Genomic DNA, 18,078 nt, shown 5'->3' on the forward strand with positions numbered 1-18,078 from the left:
TACGTACTTTAGGAGGTGAACGCTATGGCATCATTAAATGCGTTGATAGGCTGCTGGTACAAAGACTTGGAAACCGGTCAGCAGTTCGAAGTTGTGGCTACAGATGAAGGCCTGGACACAATAGAAGTGCAATTAATTGACGGAGAAATCTGCGAGTACGATTTGGACAGTTGGAGGCAGCTAAAGCTCACCGGTATTGAAGAGCCAGAGGACTGGCGAAATGCGTTCGAGCTCAGCGATGACGACTACCGCCATTGGGATGATGGCATCATGCCGGAGCAGATCGGCAACCCGCTACACGAAATCGAGAGCGATGTTGTCAACGGCATCCTCGATGAATTCTAGCCACTGAAACACTGAATTTTCCGCGCTCCCCCTCCTGCCTGCCTTCGGGTGGGCTTCTTTTTATCTACCCTCCCACTTTTTATCTACCCTCCTGCTTTCAGCCAACATCAAAATTACCGATCGCGGCTTGCACAGAACAAAATACTGTATATACTCACAGTTACTGTATAGATAAACAGATGCCAGAACATGGAAAAATTAACCGCCAGACAAGCGCAAGTACTCGAGCTGATAAAGAGCCATATCGACGATACCGGCTACCCACCGACCCGTGCAGACATTGCCAGAGAACTCGGGTTTCGCTCACCTAACGCTGCCGAAGAGCACCTCAAGGCTCTGGCCAGAAAAGGCGCGATCGAAATTATACCCGGCGCCTCAAGAGGTATTCGCCTTCCCGAAGACCTCGGCATTCCCATTGTTGGCCAGGTTGCTGCAGGTAGCCCCATCCTGGCTCAGGAGCACATTGAAGACCATTGCGCGATTTCGCCAAACCTGTTTTCTCCCTCGGCCGACTACTTCCTTCGCGTGCGCGGCGACAGCATGATCAATGCCGGAATATTTGAAGATGATCTATTGGCTGTACACCGCTGCCAGGTGGCTCAGAACGGACAAATCATCGTCGCGCGAATTGGTGATGAGGTCACTGTAAAGCGCTTGCAACACCAAAAGAACAAACACCAATTGCTATTAATCGCCGAAAACCCCGACTACGCCCCCATTGAAGTTGACCTGCGAGAACAGGACTTCGCCATTGAGGGCTTGAGTGTGGGTGTACTGAGACGCGGGAGTTAAGCATGGCACTGATCGAGCAAACATCATTGTTCTCAAACGCTCAGCAGCACAACACTGCTACGCGCATTACCGATATCGTGTTGAGCAGCCAGGCGCACCTGTCACGCACGCTGCTGGCCGCCATGCTAATGCAGCTAAGCGGACAAACTGAGGAGCGTTGGTTGTGCTGGGTTGCAGACAGACCTCTCAAACCATTGCTCGATGCCTGTGGCAAAGATCGCGGCCAGCGAATATTACAGGTTGTGGCGAACGGCGGCAGCCTCTGCAATATTGCCGCACGAGCGCTGGAGCGCGGGAAAAGTCACACCGTGGCGGTTTTGACGAACACTTCCCTCAGCACAGAACAACGCTGCGCTCTAGAGCGAGCTGCGCTGGCTGGCGACGCCGAGTGCCTGGTGATACAGCTTCAAAATTAACAGCCAAGAGGGACTCAGCAGCCACAATACATAAGGGGTAAAGAGGTGCTCTATGCCCTAGTGGAGGGTCTTTGATGGGGGGTGAATATCGTCCTGATCGTCGTCTTGTGCTTCAGCGGCGTCGTCACTAAGCTCTTCGCTCACAACCTGCGCAGCTTCTAGACCAGCCTGCACCATTGCACGGGCGATCTCTAAACATGAGCCTGGAATTTGCTCTCTGGCCTCACTTGAGAACCGGATCATCACCAATGGCTTTTCGTCGCCTTCGGAACGCTGAAGCACGATATCGCCATTTGCCAATTCGACCAATTCTAAATAAGCCAGCACAGAGTTTCCCTTGTTTGTTATCACCACGCGTTGACGCGTTTGCTAAGTGTAACAAACCCAGCGACCAGTAGGCCAATCTGTCAGTAGACCGAGCTATTAATACTCCAGGAGTGTGCTTCGGTGTCTCGCGATCAACTCGCTGAGGAACTGCAAGCAGCCCTTAGCAAGCTCAACATCGTCCTGGTCAGAAACCGTAACGGTGCTTAGCAGCGACGGGTTGTACTGTTTTGCATCACCGGGCTGGCGCACAAAACGGTAGTCCAGCATCCACTTCAACTGATCATCGTGTATTTCGCGATCAGCCAACTCTCCAATTTCCGGAGGATGCGCGGCCTTCGTCAATACTTGAGCATTCATACGCCCAGTGGGCAGAGTCTGGCTGTACAGCGGTTGCTGGATGAGTAAGTCGGCCAAATGGCACTCGTAGGCCAGCCGTAGCTGCCACAACGCAGACTCAACACAAGCTCGCTGATAATGCCCGCTCCACTGTGGCTCAGCGTCCCTTTCACTGTCAGCGAGATACTGCTTAGCGAAGTGTAAATGGAGGTTGCACTGCCCCCGGTAACTCTCTGACATACGCCCTACTTCGCTTTCTTCACTGGCGATTTTTTAGCCGCTTTTTTCTGCTTTACATGCGCCACCCATTTACCGCCTTCATAAAAGGCGGACCAACCACTGGGTTTGCCGTCAACCTCAGACTGCACATACTGCTCCTTGGTCTTACGGCTGTAGCGAATAACAGTATCTCGCCCCTCGTTGTCTTGCGCTGGCGCAGAAAACAAGAAAGCGTATTTAGGATCGATCTCTGCCTGGTGAGGCAGAATCTCTTTCACCTTGGGTGCCCGGGTTTCACGGTTTTTGGGGAAGCCACTGGCAGCCAGGAACAGTCCGGAGGCACCGTCGCGGAGTACGTAGTGGTCATCGACTTTTTCACACTGCAACTCCGGCATAGGAACCGGGTCCATTTTCGGCGGTGCCGCTTCACCGTTACGCAGTAATTTGCGTGTGTTTTTGCAGCTCTCGCTCGTGCAACCGAAATACTTGCCGAAGCGCCCCGTTTTCAGCTGCATGTCGGCACCACACTTATCACATTCGATAATTGGGCCGTCATAGCCTTTAACCTTAAAGGCGCCCTGCTCAATCTCATAGCCGCTGCAATCGGGGTTATTGCCACAAATGTGCAATTTGCGACTTTCGTCGATCAGGTAACTCTCCATTGCCGTGTTGCACAGCTTGCAACGGTGCATACTGCGCAAGACCCGAGACTCTGCCTCTTCGTCTTCCGCATCAATACTAATAAATTCCTCACCGGGAACCAGATTGATGGTTTGCTTACAACGCTCTTTGGGCGGCAAGGCATAACCCGAGCACCCTAAAAAGACACCGGTGCTGGCCGTGCGGATTTGCATATTACGTCCGCACTTCGGACAGGGAATATCCGTTTCGGTGGGCTGGTTGCTGCGCATCCCATCGTCACTGCCCTCCGCTTTTTCGAGGGTCGCCCTAAAATTGCTGTAAAACTCATCCAGCAGCGCCGTCCAGTTTTTGTCACCAGAAGCAACGCTATCTAAGGACTCTTCCATCCGCGCGGTGAAGCTGTAGTCGAGAAGATTGCTGAAACTCTCGACTAGACGATCGGTGACAATATCGCCCATTTTTTCGGCGTAGAAGCGTCTATTTTCAACTTTTACGTAACCGCGGTCCTGGATCGTCGAAATAATGGACGCATAGGTCGATGGCCTGCCGATGCCGCGCTTTTCAAGCTCTTTTACCAACGCTGCCTCGCTGTAACGCGGCGCAGGCTTGGTGAAGTGTTGGCTGGGATCAACCTCAAGCAACTCAAGGTGATCTCCGACTTTTACATCGGGAAGTTCCTGATCGTCGTCTTTTTTGCTCGCAGCCGGCGGCTGAACCTTCATAAACCCATCAAAGCGCATCACACGCCCGCGAGTACGCAGCTCAAACTCCCCCGCTTTGACCGTGATAGACGTGCTGGTGAACTCAGCAGGCACCATTTGGCAGGCAACAAACTGCCGCCAGATCAAGGTGTAAAGACGCTCCGCATCTCGCTCCATGCCGGACAATTGGGTCGGCTCGACATTGACATCGGAGGGGCGAATCGCCTCGTGAGCCTCCTGAGCACCGTCTTTGCTTGAGTAGCGTTGGGGCTGCTCAGGCAGGTAACGCGTGGAAAAATTCTGCTCAATGTAGCCTCGGCAGGCTTCCACAGCATCATTACTCAAATTGGTCGAGTCAGTACGCATATAGGTGATATAACCCGCCTCGTAGAGGCGCTGCGCCAGCATCATGGTTTTCTTAACGCCAAACCCCAAGCGCGTACTCGCCGCTTGTTGCAGCGTAGACGTAATAAACGGCGCGCCAGGCTTGCTCCGCGTCGGCTTGTCTTCGCGGCCAGCGACTTCAAAGCTTGCGGCTTCAAGTGCGGTGACCGCCGCCATTGCTGACTCTTTGTTATTGGGCCGGAAGTTGTTCGCCCCCTGCTTTTTGACTTCCAGACGCAGCGGCCCTGCCGCAGCGCGATTGTTCGTATGGATTTGCCAGTATTCCTCTGGCACGAAAGCGCGGATTTCCTTCTCACGCTCAACTATCAGGCGCACGGCTACCGACTGAACTCGGCCTGCACTCAAGCCTCGTGCAATCTTTGCCCACAACAGTGGCGAAACCATATAACCAACAACGCGATCGAGAAAGCGACGCGCCTGCTGGGCATTAACCCTGTTGATATCGAGCTCGGTGGGAGCGGAAAAGGCTTCTTGAATCGCCTTTTTGGTAATTTCGTTGAAAACGACGCGCTTGTAGCGCGAGTCGTCGCCACCAATCGCCTCGCGTAAATGCCAGGCTATCGCCTCCCCTTCGCGGTCAAGGTCGGTCGCGAGATAGATGGTGTCGGCATCGGCGGCCAGCTTTTTCAGGTCGCTGACGACTTTTTCTTTGCCGGGCAGTATTTCATAGCGCGCCTTCCAGCCTTTTTCCGGGTCAACGCCCATTCTCGCCACCAACTGCTCACGCGCCTTTTTCTTTTTGTGGCGCGCTTTCTCTTCCGGCGACATTTTGCGCGTTAGCGCGGCGGCCTTGGCGCGCTCCTTCGGATCTGCCCCGGCCTTGCTGCTGCCGCTAGTGGGTAGGTCCCGGATATGGCCCACACTGGACTTAACAACAAAATCTGACCCCAGATATTTGTTGATCGTCTTAGCTTTGGCCGGCGACTCCACGATTACCAGAGATTTACCCATATTACCCTTATCTGCAAAATGCGATTAGATGACGCGCCAGTGGCGAGGCGACATATATAAGTGTTCAATCCTCGGTGGTCAAGGCTGGTCACAATAATGCCAACCCGACATCGCCCCTAAATGGCTTCCTTATTTTGCTCAATCAGCGCAAAACGGGGCGTTGAGGTACCGTCGATATCAACATGCTCGAGAAACATATCAACAGGCCGAACCCATAGTTCTGACTGCCCGTACAAGGGGCGATATACCACCAGCAGCTCTTCGGATTCACTGTGACGCGCTACGCCGTAGACCTGGTACTCACCACCTTTATAGTGCCGATAACGACCAAGCTCTACCTGTGTCTTTTGCGACATACTCCAACCTTAATCTGATACTAGTGTATTGAGGATATCAGCCAAATTTTCAACTGCCGCGATATCCGCGTTCGCCTCGCGCCAAAACACTTTTACCATTCGGCCACTGGCCTCGATCACTATGGTGTCTTTCGGCAGCCGGTCACGCAGGCCGGCAATGCGATCTTGCACCGCAGCAGGCGGACCGGGCACATCGTCTTCGGCGCCATCGGGCCAATATCGCCAGCGCTCGCTGGCGCGGGCTTTTGGCAGGGTCATGGCATAGCATAGCCCGTTGACGGTTTCTTCCTTGCGCACTTTTTGGCGACGGGTTTGCGGCAGCTGAGTGATCTGCACGGTAACACCCAGCGCCCTCGCCCGATCGCGAAGCGCCGCCTGCAAGCGCTGGCGCGGGCTGGGAATGATCCACAATATCGGCGCCAACATAAATGCTAAAACCGCCGCCGCGATGATCCAGAACATGGTTATCCTTAATAAATCATTGCACACTGGTCGTACAACCCGTGCTATAAAATGTCGTATAGACTCACCGCAAGTACAGCGCAAGGAGAAACCATGGCCAACTACCAACGGATATTGACGGCGATCGACCTATCGGATGAGGCGATTCCGGTATTGCAACGCGCGGCAGCCATGGCCCGCCAGCATCAAGCGGAATTGCATCTTCTACACGTCGTTGAACCCCTGAGCCTGGCCTACGGCGGCGATATCCCCATGGACTTCTCAGGGATACAGGAAGAGCTGCAACAACAAGCGGAAAACAGTCTTAAGCGCTATGCCGACCAATACGGCATTCAAACCGACAACTGTCACCTGCTTACTGGCCGCCCGGAGGCCCACATCCACCAACTCAGCGAAGAGCTAGACTGCGACCTAATTGTCGTGGGCAGCCACGGCCGCAAAGGGCTCGCCCTGTTACTTGGCTCCACAGCAAACGCGGTGTTACACGGCGCCAAGTGCGACGTTTTGTCTGTGCGAGTGGGTTAGTCTCCCGCCGCCTCAGACAATTCCATCCAGCGCTCCATACAGCTATCCAGTTCCTCTTGGAGCGCCGCTAAGCGCGCCAGCGTATCGTTAACCTTTTGCGCGTCCTGCTGATAGAACTCAGCACTGGCGCTCTGGTCGCTCAACTGCTGCAGCTGACTCTCCAGGTCGTCAATCTTGTCAGGTAAATTGTCGAGCTCGCGCTGATCTTTATAACTTAACTTCTTACGTGCTGCTTTTTTGGCCGGCGCAGCCGTCGCTTTCTTCTCGCCTTTTGGTTTTTCAGGCGCTACCACCGCCCTGCGCGCCTGGTAGGCGGCCACTTCGCTATACCCGCCAATGTGCTCACTGATATTGCCGTTACCTTCGAACAGCAGACAGCTGCTGGCGACGCTGTCGACAAAAGACCGATCGTGGCTGACCAGTAGCACGGTTCCTTTAAAGTCAACGAGTAAGCTCTCCAGCAGCTCGAGGGTCTCCATATCGAGATCGTTGGTCGGCTCGTCCATCACCAGCACATTTGCCGGCTGCGTAAACAGGCATGCCAGCTGCACGCGTGCGCGCTCACCCCCTGACAGCACACCAAAATGGCTGCGAGCGCGCTCAGGTGTGAACAGAAAATCACCCAAATACGACATGATGTGCCGTTCGCTGCCATTGATCGAAACCGATTCTCGCCCCTGGCCGACGATATCTACCACACGCTCGTTGGGGTCTAAGCGGTCGCGCAATTGATCAAAATAGGCGACTTGCAGATTGCTCCCCTGCTTGACCTCGCCGCTCTGAGGAGCCAATTCCCCCAGTATCAACCTAAGCAGCGTCGTTTTACCCGCGCCGTTCGGCCCAATCAAAGCCAGCTTGTCGCCGCGATTCAGCAACAGGTTAAAGTTTTTCACCAAGTCGCGGCCGGGCACACTAAAACAAACATCGGTCAGCTCGGCAACAATCTTGCCGGTTTTTGTCCCTTCGTTGACGTTCAGGCGCGCAGTACCCTGCTGCTCACGGCGCTGGGCGCGCTCCCTACGCATTTGCTCAAGCGCCCTGACCCGCCCTTCATTGCGCGTGCGCCGCGCTTTTATACCCTGGCGAATCCAGACTTCTTCCTGGGCCAGACGTTTGTCAAACAACGCATTGTGCTCAGCCTCGACCTCTAGCTCGTGCTCGCGCCGCTGCAGGTACTGACTGTAAGTGCCGTCGTAATTTTTCAGTTGCCCCCGGTCCAGCTCGATAATTCGGTTAGCCAGTGACTCAATCAGTGCACGGTCGTGGGTGACGAAAAGCACGCAGCCACCAAAGCTTTTAACGCATTGCTCTAGCCACAGAATGCCCTCAACATCGAGGTGATTAGTCGGCTCGTCCAGCAGCAATACATCGGGCTCTGCGACGAGCGCCCTCGCCAGCGATACGCGACGCAACCACCCACCGGACAGGGATGAGATCGGGGCTTCAGGGTCTAGCTCCAGGCGGCTCAGGGTCGACTCGATACGCTGCTGAAAACGCCAACCATCCGCCGCTTCAATTTGACGCTGTAGACGCTCCAACGCTTTTAACGAGGCATCATTCATTTCGCCGTGCGTCAGACTGTGATAGCCCTTCAACAGATCACCGAGTTCGGAAAGGCCACCTGCAACGACGTCAAAAACACAGTCATCTGCCGACGCGAAGTCCAGGTTTTGCTCCATTCGCGCAATGACCAGCCCTGGCTGGCGCCAAAACTCACCCGCATCCGGCTGAAGGCCACCCTCAACCATGCGCAATAATGTCGACTTTCCGCAACCATTGCGCCCAAGCAAACAGACGCGATCACCATCATCCAGCTGGATATCAGTGTTATCCAACACCGTCTGCTGGCCAATGCTGTGTTGCAATTGAGTGCCGCGAATTAAAGGCATATAGTGGTTTCCATGGGTATTAAGGTTAACTGCCGCGCCATATCGCTGGCCGGAAAAGCAGGTGCACAAGGATGATAAACAAGACGATTGGCACGCGACTCTTCGCGCTGCTTGTTTCAATTGGCGCTGCATCATGCTGGGCGGATAATGCCCAGTTGAACGAGCAGCGGCAAGTATATCGTGAAGCCATGGATGAAATCAGCCGCGGTCGCAGCGAACAGGCCGAGCGCCACCTTCCCGCACTCGCCAACTACCCGCTGCTCCCCTACGTTGAACTGGAGTTGTTAAAAGCACAGATTGGCGACGTTGCCAGCGGCACCATCGACTACTACCTACAACAATACCGTAACACGGTCGTTGGCAGCCGTATTCACATTGCCTGGCTACACCAGCTGCGTCGCGCGGGCGACTGGCCGCAATTTATACGTTACTACCGCAAAAAGCCTATCAGCAGCCTGCGCTGCGCCTATATTAGCGCCCTCCGACATACCGGCGATAACGCCTTAGCGGACAAAGAAACGCAAAAACTATGGCATACCGGACACTCGCTGCCCACGCGTTGCGACGGCGTATTAGATCAGTGGCTAAGCCGCTTAGCACCACAGGAACGCCACCAACAACGCCGCCAACGAGCGCGCTTGGCAATTGCCGCCGGACAGCACAATCTAGCGATCTATTTACTTAAAAACGTACCGGGCAGCGATGATGCGCTCGCGCTGCTTAAGCAGCCCAGCCTGCTTTATACCCGTGGCTTCGAGTTGTCGGCCAACGACGAGAACCGCCAGCTGGCATTGCTTACCTTGCGCCGCTTGGCGAAAAGCGATTTCGAGCGTGCAAATACGCTCTGGCACCAACTAGAGCGGGAATTGTCTTTCAGTAGCCAGCAAAACTACGCGCTGCGTGACGCCTTCGCCCGGCAAATTATCGCCAGCGACGCGGAATACGCCCGGGATTGGATTAACGCCAATGACCCCGCCTTTGAAGACCCCTACCTCACCGAGTGGCGCGTGAGGCTCGCATTAAAAGATGGCGACTGGGAGGCAGTACACCACTACATTGCCCTGTTGCCCGCCAAACTGCGCCAGCAGCCAGACTGGCAGTACTGGTGGGCACGTGCCGACATTGAAAAAAACCAGCGATTCACACCCGAAGCAGAGACGCGGCTTAGGGCCATGGCGACTGATCGCGGCTACTACAGTTTTATGGCGGCCGATTTATTGAATCAGGAATATCGCTTGGGCCACCAACGCAACCTCGACCCCAGCTTGGTGAGCGAAGTACAACAACACAGCGCGATTCTACGCGCGCGCGAGCTGTACTGGCACGGCGCAACAACCACAGCCCGACTTGAGTGGCGCCAGGCAATGCGAAGCTTAAACACCGCAGAACAAATCGCGGCCGCGCAACTAGCTTTGGATTGGCAGTGGTCTCACCAGGCCATCGCCACCGCTATTCAAGCGGGGCAATGGGACGATTTGTCTCTGCGCTTTCCCACTCCCTACCAGACAGTCTTTGCGCGTATCGCCGAGAAAGAAAATATCGACTTGAAATGGATATACGCGATCGCCCGACAAGAAAGCGCCTTTGCCAGTGATGCCCGCTCTCCCGTTGGTGCCCGCGGTTTGATGCAGCTGATGCCCGGCACCGCTCGCACCCTTGCACGACAAATGGGGCGCCCCGTCCCCCGTGGTAAGGAGTTACTGGAACCCGACACCAATATCGAAATGGGCGGCTTTTACTTGGGCCAGCTACTCAAGCGCTTCAACGGCAATCGCATTCTCGCCACCGCCGCATACAACGCTGGCCCGTCAAGGGTGGAAAGAGTATTGATGCGCCAAGACAGCAATATGCCGGCAGATATCTGGATAGAGAATTTACCCTACGGCGAGACCCGTGAGTACATCAAGAATGTGATGGCCTTCAGTGTGGTGTACGGCAAAAAGCTGCAGCTGAGCAAACCTATTCTGGCTCAGCATGAGCGGCGGATCAGTCCCTTCGAGGAGCTTCAAACGCCCTGAGCTAAGCCAGCACCTCAACATCGTCGCCAAGGGTTATCCGCCCTTGGCCACGCTGAATCACATTCTGCCCAAAAATGATATTTTTTCCCTCGCTGCAGTGCTCACGCAACAGCGAAAAAACAGCCTTTTCACGTTCGCCTGTCTGCGGATCAATGGTCGGAATCGCGCAGCGGGTGCAGGGCTTGACTACATCGAAAATAACATCGCCGATACGTAATTGCTGCCACTGCCTTTCCGCAAAGGGTGGCGCGCCGTCAACAACGAGGTTGGGCCGAAAACGCGCCATCGCCAGTGGCTTACCATAGCCTTCAGATAAGGCATCAACACTCTGCTGCAGGCACAGCAAAAAAGGAAAACCGTCGGCAAAGCTGACTCTGTCACCGCGCTGAGCATAAGCGGTATCGACCTGCCGGTGAAAATCATCGGCCATATAGCACAGTCGTACCTCCACCCCGAGCCGGCGGGACAACCACTGGGCAGCTTCATCACCACCGTCCGCGGCCGAGCAGCGGTCCTGCCAAACAACAACAGCCATGTGATGACTGCCAGTGGGTTTCACCACCGGCAGAGAGTCGCCGCTGCTCAAGTCTTCCAGGATAATGCCGCCATCGATTTGCCTTGCATGCAGTCGGCACATCTGCGGCAACTGCCTTTGACTAAGGAATTGGCCACGGTGGTCAACAACCATCCAGCGCCGATCGCCATGCGGCCCCCAATCACTGACATCAAGCGTCGAAAGGGACTCTCCGGCCAACGATTTTACCGGATAGCGCCACAATCCACTTACTTGCACAACGCCTCCCCCTCACTGACAAAGGTCACAACGGCAGCGCTATCAAACGGCCACTGCAACTCCCTGTCGCCATCGCCTAATACCGGGATACGCTCCCCATAATCGGCAATCAGGGCATCACTCTCAGCGATATCCACCACTTCTATTTGCCACTGCGGATGGCTGGCAAGCAAGTTAGCCAGCAGGGCTTCAGCTTGCTCACACAAGTGGCACGCCGAGGTGCCATACAGAGTTAATTCACGCATACTTGGTCCAAAAAAAAGCCCGGCAACTGCCAGGCTCCAGGTCAGGTGTTAGGCCATTATAAGTCGTATCCGACCTCGTTGTGGCCAGTAATGTCCAAACCTTCCGATTCCTCATCAGCGGTAACGCGCAGGCCAATCAACTTATCAACCAGTTTAAACAGCGCAAAACTCACTACCGCGGTATAGGCACAGGTCGACCCGATACCAATAAGCTGCACTTTCAGCTGCTCAACAATTGTCACGCCCTCGGCCAAGCCTTGACCACTGAAAACCCCCAGCTCACTGCTGGCAAAAATACCGGCGAGGAAGGTACCGAGAATACCGCCAACACCGTGCACGGGGAATACATCCAGTGAGTCATCAATTTTCAACACTTGCTTGATCCACAGCGTGCAATAGAAACAAATAACGCCTGCGCTCAAACCAATCACCACCGCGCCCGCCGGACCCACATACCCCGATGCTGGTGTGATGGTACCAAGCCCGGCCACCATACCGGTCACAGCGCCCAGCGCACTGGGTTTACCGTAACGCCACCATTCGACCAGTGACCAGGTAAGGCAGCCGGTTGCCGCTGACAGGTGTGTCACCAGCATTGCCATACCGGCGTCGCCATTGGCCGCCAGCGCGCTACCGGCGTTGAAGCCAAACCAACCCACCCAGAGCATTCCCGCGCCGGTGAATGTCATCGTTAAGTTGTGGGGCGGTAAAGCAACATTGCCAAAGCCATTACGCGGCCCCATTACCATCGCCGCTACCAGCGCGGCCACGCCGGCGGTAATGTGCACAACCGTGCCCCCGGCAAAGTCGAGCAGCCCCATTTGGCCGAGCCAGCCACCACCCCATACCCAGTGGGTAATGGGCGCGTAAACGGCCAGCAGCCACAGTGCCGAAAACAGCATCACGGCAGAAAAGCGAATACGCTCAGCAAAACCGCCCACGATGAGTGCCGGCGTAATAATGGCGAATGTCATTTGGAACATTACGAACACCGTCTCGGGGATATCTCCCACCAAGCTGTCTTCCCCTACTCCGGCCAGAAGAACACGGCTGAGACCGCCGACAAAGTCGTTGCCATCAGAGAACGCCATGCTGTAGGCCACGGCAAACCACAACAGCGAGGCCACACAGGTGATACTAAAGCACTGCATCAGCACACTGAGGATGTTCTTACTGCGCACAAGACCGCCGTAGAACAGGGCCAGCCCGGGTAAGGTCATGAAGAGAACCAACGCCGTGGACGTTAAAATCCACGCCGTATTCGCGCCATCGGCTTCTGCAGCGAGACTGCTTTGCGGCAGCAATGCTGCCAATGCAACAAAAATGGGCAGAGCCGCCCGAACGACAGGAATTTTCATTTACTTTTCTCCAAACTTGCGCAACAAAGCGCACTATTTATAAGCACAATCCAGCGAAGCAGCACCGTTAAGGTGCATGTTGACGCTAATTCGCAATGACATCGAATTAGCCCTCCCTCACCAGAAAGATATTTTTCATTTAATTTCAAATAGTTATCAATTTTCGGCGGCGACTGCGCAGTGTTGCCCGCGCCGTTAATCACCACCGAAAGAGACCGCTGCCCCGCTTAAAAGCAATATCCATGCCCAAAATGGGGCGAGCGCACCATTTTCTTGCAAATTCGTTTTCAGTGACGTAGCGCGTGATAGGTCGAGGCATTCAAGCCCAGATAACGTAGAATAGGCCGCCAACAACGATAACAAGGGAGAACAGTGTGTTTTCCAAACCAACTGCCAGAGTCTTAGCGATTTTGGACTTGTTTATGAGCCACCCCAGCAAAGCCTACGGCTTAACCGAGCTGACGCGCATACTGGGCCTGAACAAGGCCACCTGCCACGCCATATTGAGTACCATGGCCCGCTACGGCTTTCTCGCCCAGGACAGTCGCAGTAAAGCCTATCGCTTGGGGCCAAGCATCGCCGCCGCTGGCATGTCAGCCTTTGCCCAGTTTCCCGTGCTTGAAGTGGCTCGCCCGCGACTGGAGGCGCTCAGTAAAGAGCTGCAGCTGGGCTGTGGCCTGATGGGACGAAGCGGCGACCAGCTCGTGCTGCTCACTAATTACGGCATTCCAGAGCGCCTGGAATTTCCTTTCCACCAAGGCCTGCGTCTGCCCAATGCCGCGCCATTAGGGGCCGCTTTTATCGCCTGGTCGTCACCGAACAAGTTGCAACAGTGGTTAGATAGCGCTCAGGCACATCTGCCCGAGTGGGATGAAAACCTAGATAAACGACTGCGAATTTCCGTTATTGGCATACGTGCTCGCGGTTTTGAGGTGACCTTGATTAGCGAGGCAGAGGCCGCGCTGGAGCGGGAATTAGCCAAACCGAAAGAAAACTGGAGCCTTGAGGAAGTCGCTGAGCATGTGCAGCACTACCGGGAGTCACTGTGCCGCAGCCACTACCACCTTGACCGTATTGAAGAGGGCCGCCAGTACCAGGTCGCCAATATTGCTGTGCCTATCTTCGCCAGTGGTGAAGAGCCGGAACTGGTGATTTCAGCGGGCAGTATTCGCCGCCCCGTGTCAGCGCAGGATATCCTTGCCATCGCCGACCGCCTAAAACTCGCGGCTAAAGAAATCAGCGAAGCCGCCACCGCAACCTTGAGCTACCCCCAGCCTGACCAGGATCCACCGACCGCATGACCGAAGATCGCCAGCAATACCTCAAGAAAAAGCAATTTTTCCAACAGCTGCTCACTATTTACGGCCGTAAGCCGGTGCTCGAGGCGCTACAAAACCCACAAGTTCGCATTTATAAACTGCACTTGGCGGACAGCAATCGGCGCGACGGCATCGTCAAAGAAATCGTAGACGCGGCGGAGCGCGAAGGGATTGAGGTCGCCTGGCACGAGCGCCGTGCCCTATCGCGGATATCGAAAAATGGCAAACAAGACCAGGGGGTTGCTGCGGACCTGCAGCTGAAGGCGTATCGGCCCTGTAGCGATATACCGGCAAGTCGCGACACCACTACTCGGCGTATCTATATCGCGCTCGATGGCGTTAACAACCCTCAAAACCTGGGCATGATTATTCGTTCGGTGGCGGCAAGTGGTATCGATGGTTTAATACTGCCCAAAAAGGGCTGCGCCGCGCTGTCACCGCTGGTGATCAAAGCCAGCGCCGGAGCCCTGTTCAACTGCCCTATTTTTCACTGCGACACACTTCAGCCCGAACTGCAGCGCCTCCAAAAAGCTGGGGTGGAGATCGCCTGCCTCTCTTCCCACGCCGAGCAATCGCTCTTCGAAAGCCAGTCTGACACTAGCCGAGTCTATGTATTGGGGAATGAAACTGAGGGGGTGTCGTCGGCCACACAGGCACTGAGCGACTGCGCACTGCAAATACCGATGGCCAATGGTGTGGAGTCACTCAATGTCGCGGTAACCGCCGCCCTGTTGGCCTTTAGCCATAACAGGGCGGGCGCATAGCGCGGCGCTACTTGGCCAGGTAGGCCATCGCCTCTTCGAGGCCGCCCAGAGTCATGGGGTACATCTGCCCTTCCATGATCTGCTCAACCATGCCAATGGACTGTGTCCAACTCCAATCTTCGGGCGGCACGGGGTTTAGCCATACCACTTTGTCAAAGGTCTCGCGCAGGCGCCGCATCCACAGCTCCCCGGCTTCGTCGTTCCAGTGCTCGACACTGCCGCCTGGCTGCACGATCTCGTAGGGCGACATTGACGCGTCGCCGACAAAGATAATTTTGTAGTCCGCGCTGTATTTGTGCATCACGTCGAGCAGCTGTATTCGCTCACTGTGACGACGCACATTGCTGTCCCACACCGACTCATACAGAAAGTTATGGAAGTAGAAATACTCCATGTGCTTAAACTCGCTGCGCGCGGCGGAAAACAGCTCCTCGCAAACGCGAATATGCGGGTCCATAGAGCCGCCCACATCAAAGAACAACAGCACTTTAACGGCGTTATGGCGCTCCGGCACCATCTTCAGGTCCAGCAGACCGGCATTGCGGGCCGTCGACGATATCGTGTCGTCGATATCCAGCTCGTCGGCCGCACCGCTGCGGGCAAACTTGCGCAACCGGCGTAGCGCGATCTTGATATTACGCGTACCAAGCTCAACCGAGTCATCCAGGTCGCGAAAGTCGCGGCGCTCCCAGACCTTTACGGCTTTCTTGTTTTTGCTTTCACCACCGATTCGTATGCCCTCGGGGTGATAACCACTGTGGCCAAACGGTGAGGTACCGCCGGTGCCGATCCACTTGTTACCGCCCTCGTGGCGTTCTTTCTGCTCTTCTAACCGCTTTTTAAATTCCTCAATGAGCTTATCGAGGCCACCCAAAGACTCAATTTTTGCCTTTTCTTCCTCGCTGAGCTGCTTCAAAAACTCTGTACGCAACCAGTCATCGGGAATCAGCGCCTCAATCACGTCGTCAAGGCTCGATAGGTCATTGAAGTAACGCGCAAACGCCTTATCAAAGCGGTCGTAATATTTCTCATCCTTCACCATACAGACGCGAGCGAGCTGATAGAACTCGTCGACGTCCATGAAGGCGAGCCGCGCCTCAAGGCCGGCCATCAAGTCGAGTAGTTCACGAATACTCGCCGGAACACCAGCATTTCGCAGGCCAAAGAAAAACTGAACCAACATAGACTAGCGGCTCTCGCGACGATGCATAAAGGCCAGCCGTTCAAGCAGGTGAACGTCTTGCTCGTTCTTCAGCAATGCACCATAGAGCGGCGGGATAGCCTTGCTCGCATCGCGATTTTTAAGAATTTCTTCGGGGATGTCATCGGCCATCAGCAGCTTCAACCAGTCAATCAATTCTGACGTTGAGGGCTTTTTCTTCAGACCCGGAATCTTGCGAACATCGAAGAAGACTTCTAGTGCTTCCTGAACGAGGGTTTTGGAGATATCGGGATAATGAACCTCCACGATTTTCTCCATCGTTTCGCGATCGGGAAAATTAATAAAATGGAAGAAACAACGGCGCAGGAAGGCATCTGGCAGCTCTTTCTCGTTGTTGCTGGTGATAATGATAATGGGACGGTGCTTCGCGCGAACGGTTTCACCCGTTTCGTATACAAAGAACTCCATGCGGTCCAGTTCGACCAGCAGGTCATTCGGGAACTCGATGTCTGCCTTGTCGATTTCATCGATCAGCAGCACCACCTGCTCATCGGCGGCAAACGCTTCCCAGAGTTTGCCGCGCTTGATGTAGTTGGCAATGTCGTGCACTTTGTCATCGCCCAGTTGCGAGTCACGCAAACGCGACACCGCATCGTACTCATACAAGCCCTGCTGAGCCTTTGTGGTGGATTTGATATGCCACTGGATCAATTTTTTACCCATTGCCGCCGCTACTTGCTCGGCAAGCAGGGTTTTACCCGTTCCGGGCTCGCCTTTGATCAGCAGCGGGCGTTGCAGGGTAACGGCGGCGTTTACCGCCATGCTCAGCTCTTCGGTGGATACGTAAGAATCAGTACCAGTAAATTTCATCAACTCGTCCTACTCGGGCGCCCGGTTTTATTATTGCCGGACGATCATTACACTGGGCGGCGCTGGCGCCACACTATCTAATAGTCAACGCGAAGCCTACTTGGCTGCTCGACTTACGGCAAGCGTCGCAGCGGCCAGCTATAGTATCGAGTCAGGACAATTTGCCGTGACATTACACTGCCAGGATCAAGGAAACCCAAAATGACCGCAATTTTCGACGACATCAGCCGCAGCATCGGCGAAACGCCACTCGTGCAGATACGCAGAATCAGCCAACACCGGATTCTTGTAAAACAGGAATCGCGCAATCCTGCCAATAGCGTGAAATGCCGAATTGGCGCCAATATGATCTGGCAAGCTGAACAGAGCGGCGCGCTGAAACCCGGCATGGAAATTGTTGAGCCAACCAGTGGTAATACCGGCATCGCACTGGCCTTCGTCGCCGCGGCTAGGGGCTACCCCATCACATTGACCATGCCCAACACAATGAGCCTGGAGCGCCGCAAAGTACTCATTGCACTGGGCGCCAAACTCCATTTAAGCGATGGCGCCAAGGGGATGAAGGGAGCCATCAGTGCCGCAGAAGACATTTGCGCCCAGGACCCTGAGCGTTATTTTATGCCGCAGCAGTTTAAGAATCCCGCGAACCCAGCGATTCACGAACAGACCACCGGCCCGGAAATTTGGCGGGACACCAACGGCGATATCGATATTTTAGTTAGCGGCGTCGGCACCGGCGGCACAATCAGCGGCGTGTCTCGCTATATTAAAAACCACTGCAACAAAGCCATCTGCTCAGTGGCCGTGGAGCCCGAGAGCTCGACGGTGATTCGCCATGCACTCAACGGCGAAGAACTCAGGCACGCCCCTCATAAAGTTCAGGGCATCGGTGCAGGCTTTTTGCCAGACACGCTAGACCTAAGCGTGGTAGACCGTGTTGAAGCGATAAGCGATGAAGACGCCATGCGCTGGGCGCATCGGCTAATGAAAGAAGAAGGCATTCTGGCCGGCATTTCCAGCGGCGCCGCGATGGCCGTTGCAGAGCGCGTAGCCAGTGAACCTGACAATGCCGGCAAAACCATTGTTGTGATCCTGCCCGATTCGGCGGAGCGCTACCTCAGCAGCCCACTATTTGACGGCGCCTTTAGCGAAATCGAGAGCTGACATCACCCTGCAGCGCATC

General features: G+C 55.1%; 19 protein-coding genes. 8 read left to right on the forward strand and 11 right to left on the reverse strand.

Going from position 1 to position 18,078, the window contains the following annotated elements; all coding sequences use genetic code 11:
• Nucleotides 1-24 precede the first annotated feature (24 nt).
• From HNR64_RS05175 to HNR64_RS05185, 3 genes are all read left to right on the forward strand, one after another.
• Nucleotides 25-345, forward strand: coding sequence for a DUF6763 family protein (locus HNR64_RS05175; RefSeq protein ID WP_204995492.1), 321 nt, complete (start codon nt 25-27; stop codon nt 343-345).
• Between the two features lie 189 nt (nt 346-534).
• Entirely contained in the window at nt 535-1,137 is a 603-nt protein-coding gene (gene lexA / locus HNR64_RS05180; protein ID WP_027872603.1) for a transcriptional repressor LexA, read from the forward strand.
• 2 nt (nt 1,138-1,139) lie between these two features.
• On the forward strand, nt 1,140-1,553 hold the full coding sequence (locus tag HNR64_RS05185; RefSeq protein WP_204995493.1) for a hypothetical protein: 414 nt from the start codon (nt 1,140-1,142) through the stop codon (nt 1,551-1,553).
• Between the two features lie 57 nt (nt 1,554-1,610).
• Here HNR64_RS05185 and HNR64_RS05190 read toward each other — a convergent pair whose 3' ends face one another.
• The 5 genes from HNR64_RS05190 to HNR64_RS05210 form a co-directional block, all read right to left on the reverse strand.
• On the reverse strand, nt 1,611-1,880 hold the full coding sequence (locus tag HNR64_RS05190) for a hypothetical protein (RefSeq protein WP_204995494.1): 270 nt from the start codon (nt 1,878-1,880) through the stop codon (nt 1,611-1,613).
• 96 nt (nt 1,881-1,976) lie between these two features.
• The gene (locus HNR64_RS05195) at nt 1,977-2,456 is read right to left on the reverse strand and encodes a DUF6586 family protein (protein ID WP_204995495.1); all 480 of its coding nucleotides are present in this window, start codon (nt 2,454-2,456) and stop codon (nt 1,977-1,979) included.
• Between the two features lie 5 nt (nt 2,457-2,461).
• The gene (gene topA / locus HNR64_RS05200; RefSeq protein ID WP_204995496.1) at nt 2,462-5,134 is read right to left on the reverse strand and encodes a type I DNA topoisomerase; all 2,673 of its coding nucleotides are present in this window, start codon (nt 5,132-5,134) and stop codon (nt 2,462-2,464) included.
• Nucleotides 5,135-5,250: 116 nt separating this feature from the next.
• Nucleotides 5,251-5,490, reverse strand: a complete 240-nt coding sequence (locus tag HNR64_RS05205; protein WP_204995497.1) for a DUF1653 domain-containing protein — start codon at nt 5,488-5,490, stop codon at nt 5,251-5,253.
• A 9-nt stretch (nt 5,491-5,499) separates the two neighbouring features.
• Nucleotides 5,500-5,952 carry a hypothetical protein gene (locus tag HNR64_RS05210; RefSeq protein ID WP_204995498.1) on the reverse strand — a complete coding sequence of 151 codons (453 nt, stop codon included), beginning with the start codon at nt 5,950-5,952 and terminating at the stop codon, nt 5,500-5,502.
• A 93-nt stretch (nt 5,953-6,045) separates the two neighbouring features.
• Here HNR64_RS05210 and HNR64_RS05215 point away from each other — a divergent pair, with 93 nt between their 5' ends.
• Complete coding sequence (locus tag HNR64_RS05215; RefSeq protein WP_027872610.1) at nt 6,046-6,477, forward strand: universal stress protein; 432 nt, start codon at nt 6,046-6,048, stop codon at nt 6,475-6,477.
• On the opposite strand, the gene HNR64_RS05220 is transcribed toward HNR64_RS05215, so the two are convergent.
• Nucleotides 6,474-8,366 (reverse strand): ATP-binding cassette domain-containing protein, encoded by a 1,893-nt coding sequence (locus HNR64_RS05220; RefSeq protein WP_204995499.1) that lies wholly within the window; start codon nt 8,364-8,366, stop codon nt 6,474-6,476. The two genes, HNR64_RS05215 and HNR64_RS05220, sit on opposite strands and share 4 nt — an antisense overlap.
• A gap of 71 nt (nt 8,367-8,437) precedes the next feature.
• Between HNR64_RS05220 and HNR64_RS05225 the strand changes: the two genes are divergently transcribed.
• Entirely contained in the window at nt 8,438-10,384 is a 1,947-nt protein-coding gene (locus HNR64_RS05225) for a transglycosylase SLT domain-containing protein (protein ID WP_204995500.1), read from the forward strand.
• Between the two features lies 1 nt (nt 10,385).
• Here HNR64_RS05225 and HNR64_RS05230 read toward each other — a convergent pair whose 3' ends face one another.
• The 3 genes from HNR64_RS05230 to HNR64_RS05240 are packed head-to-tail and all read right to left on the reverse strand — an operon-like array spanning nt 10,386 to nt 12,780.
• Entirely contained in the window at nt 10,386-11,177 is a 792-nt protein-coding gene (locus tag HNR64_RS05230; protein WP_204995501.1) for an MOSC N-terminal beta barrel domain-containing protein, read from the reverse strand.
• Nucleotides 11,168-11,422, reverse strand: a complete 255-nt coding sequence (locus HNR64_RS05235; protein WP_204995502.1) for a glutaredoxin family protein — start codon at nt 11,420-11,422, stop codon at nt 11,168-11,170. Before HNR64_RS05235 ends, HNR64_RS05230 begins: the two co-directional genes overlap by 10 nt.
• A gap of 56 nt (nt 11,423-11,478) precedes the next feature.
• A complete protein-coding gene (locus HNR64_RS05240) occupies nt 11,479-12,780 on the reverse strand; it encodes an ammonium transporter (protein ID WP_204995503.1) in 1,302 nt (433 codons plus the stop codon).
• Nucleotides 12,781-13,154: 374 nt separating this feature from the next.
• Between HNR64_RS05240 and HNR64_RS05245 the strand changes: the two genes are divergently transcribed.
• Nucleotides 13,155-14,081: an IclR family transcriptional regulator gene (locus HNR64_RS05245; RefSeq protein WP_286694142.1), complete on the forward strand. Its 927-nt coding sequence runs from the start codon at nt 13,155-13,157 to the stop codon at nt 14,079-14,081.
• Complete coding sequence (locus HNR64_RS05250; RefSeq protein ID WP_204995505.1) at nt 14,078-14,863, forward strand: TrmH family RNA methyltransferase; 786 nt, start codon at nt 14,078-14,080, stop codon at nt 14,861-14,863. Before HNR64_RS05245 ends, HNR64_RS05250 begins: the two co-directional genes overlap by 4 nt.
• 7 nt (nt 14,864-14,870) lie before the next feature.
• On the opposite strand, the gene HNR64_RS05255 is transcribed toward HNR64_RS05250, so the two are convergent.
• Both HNR64_RS05255 and HNR64_RS05260 read right to left on the reverse strand, forming a co-directional pair.
• The gene (locus tag HNR64_RS05255; protein ID WP_027872619.1) at nt 14,871-16,046 is read right to left on the reverse strand and encodes a vWA domain-containing protein; all 1,176 of its coding nucleotides are present in this window, start codon (nt 16,044-16,046) and stop codon (nt 14,871-14,873) included.
• Between the two features lie 3 nt (nt 16,047-16,049).
• The gene (locus HNR64_RS05260) at nt 16,050-16,895 is read right to left on the reverse strand and encodes an AAA family ATPase (protein WP_027872620.1); all 846 of its coding nucleotides are present in this window, start codon (nt 16,893-16,895) and stop codon (nt 16,050-16,052) included.
• 201 nt (nt 16,896-17,096) lie between these two features.
• On the opposite strand from HNR64_RS05260, the gene cysK reads away from it, so the two are divergent.
• Nucleotides 17,097-18,059 carry a cysteine synthase A gene (cysK, locus tag HNR64_RS05265; protein ID WP_204995506.1) on the forward strand — a complete coding sequence of 321 codons (963 nt, stop codon included), beginning with the start codon at nt 17,097-17,099 and terminating at the stop codon, nt 18,057-18,059.
• Nucleotides 18,060-18,078: the final 19 nt, after the last annotated feature.

The sequence above is a fragment of the Spongiibacter marinus genome (genome assembly GCF_016906995.1).
Lineage (GTDB): Bacteria > Pseudomonadota > Gammaproteobacteria > Pseudomonadales > Spongiibacteraceae > Spongiibacter > Spongiibacter marinus.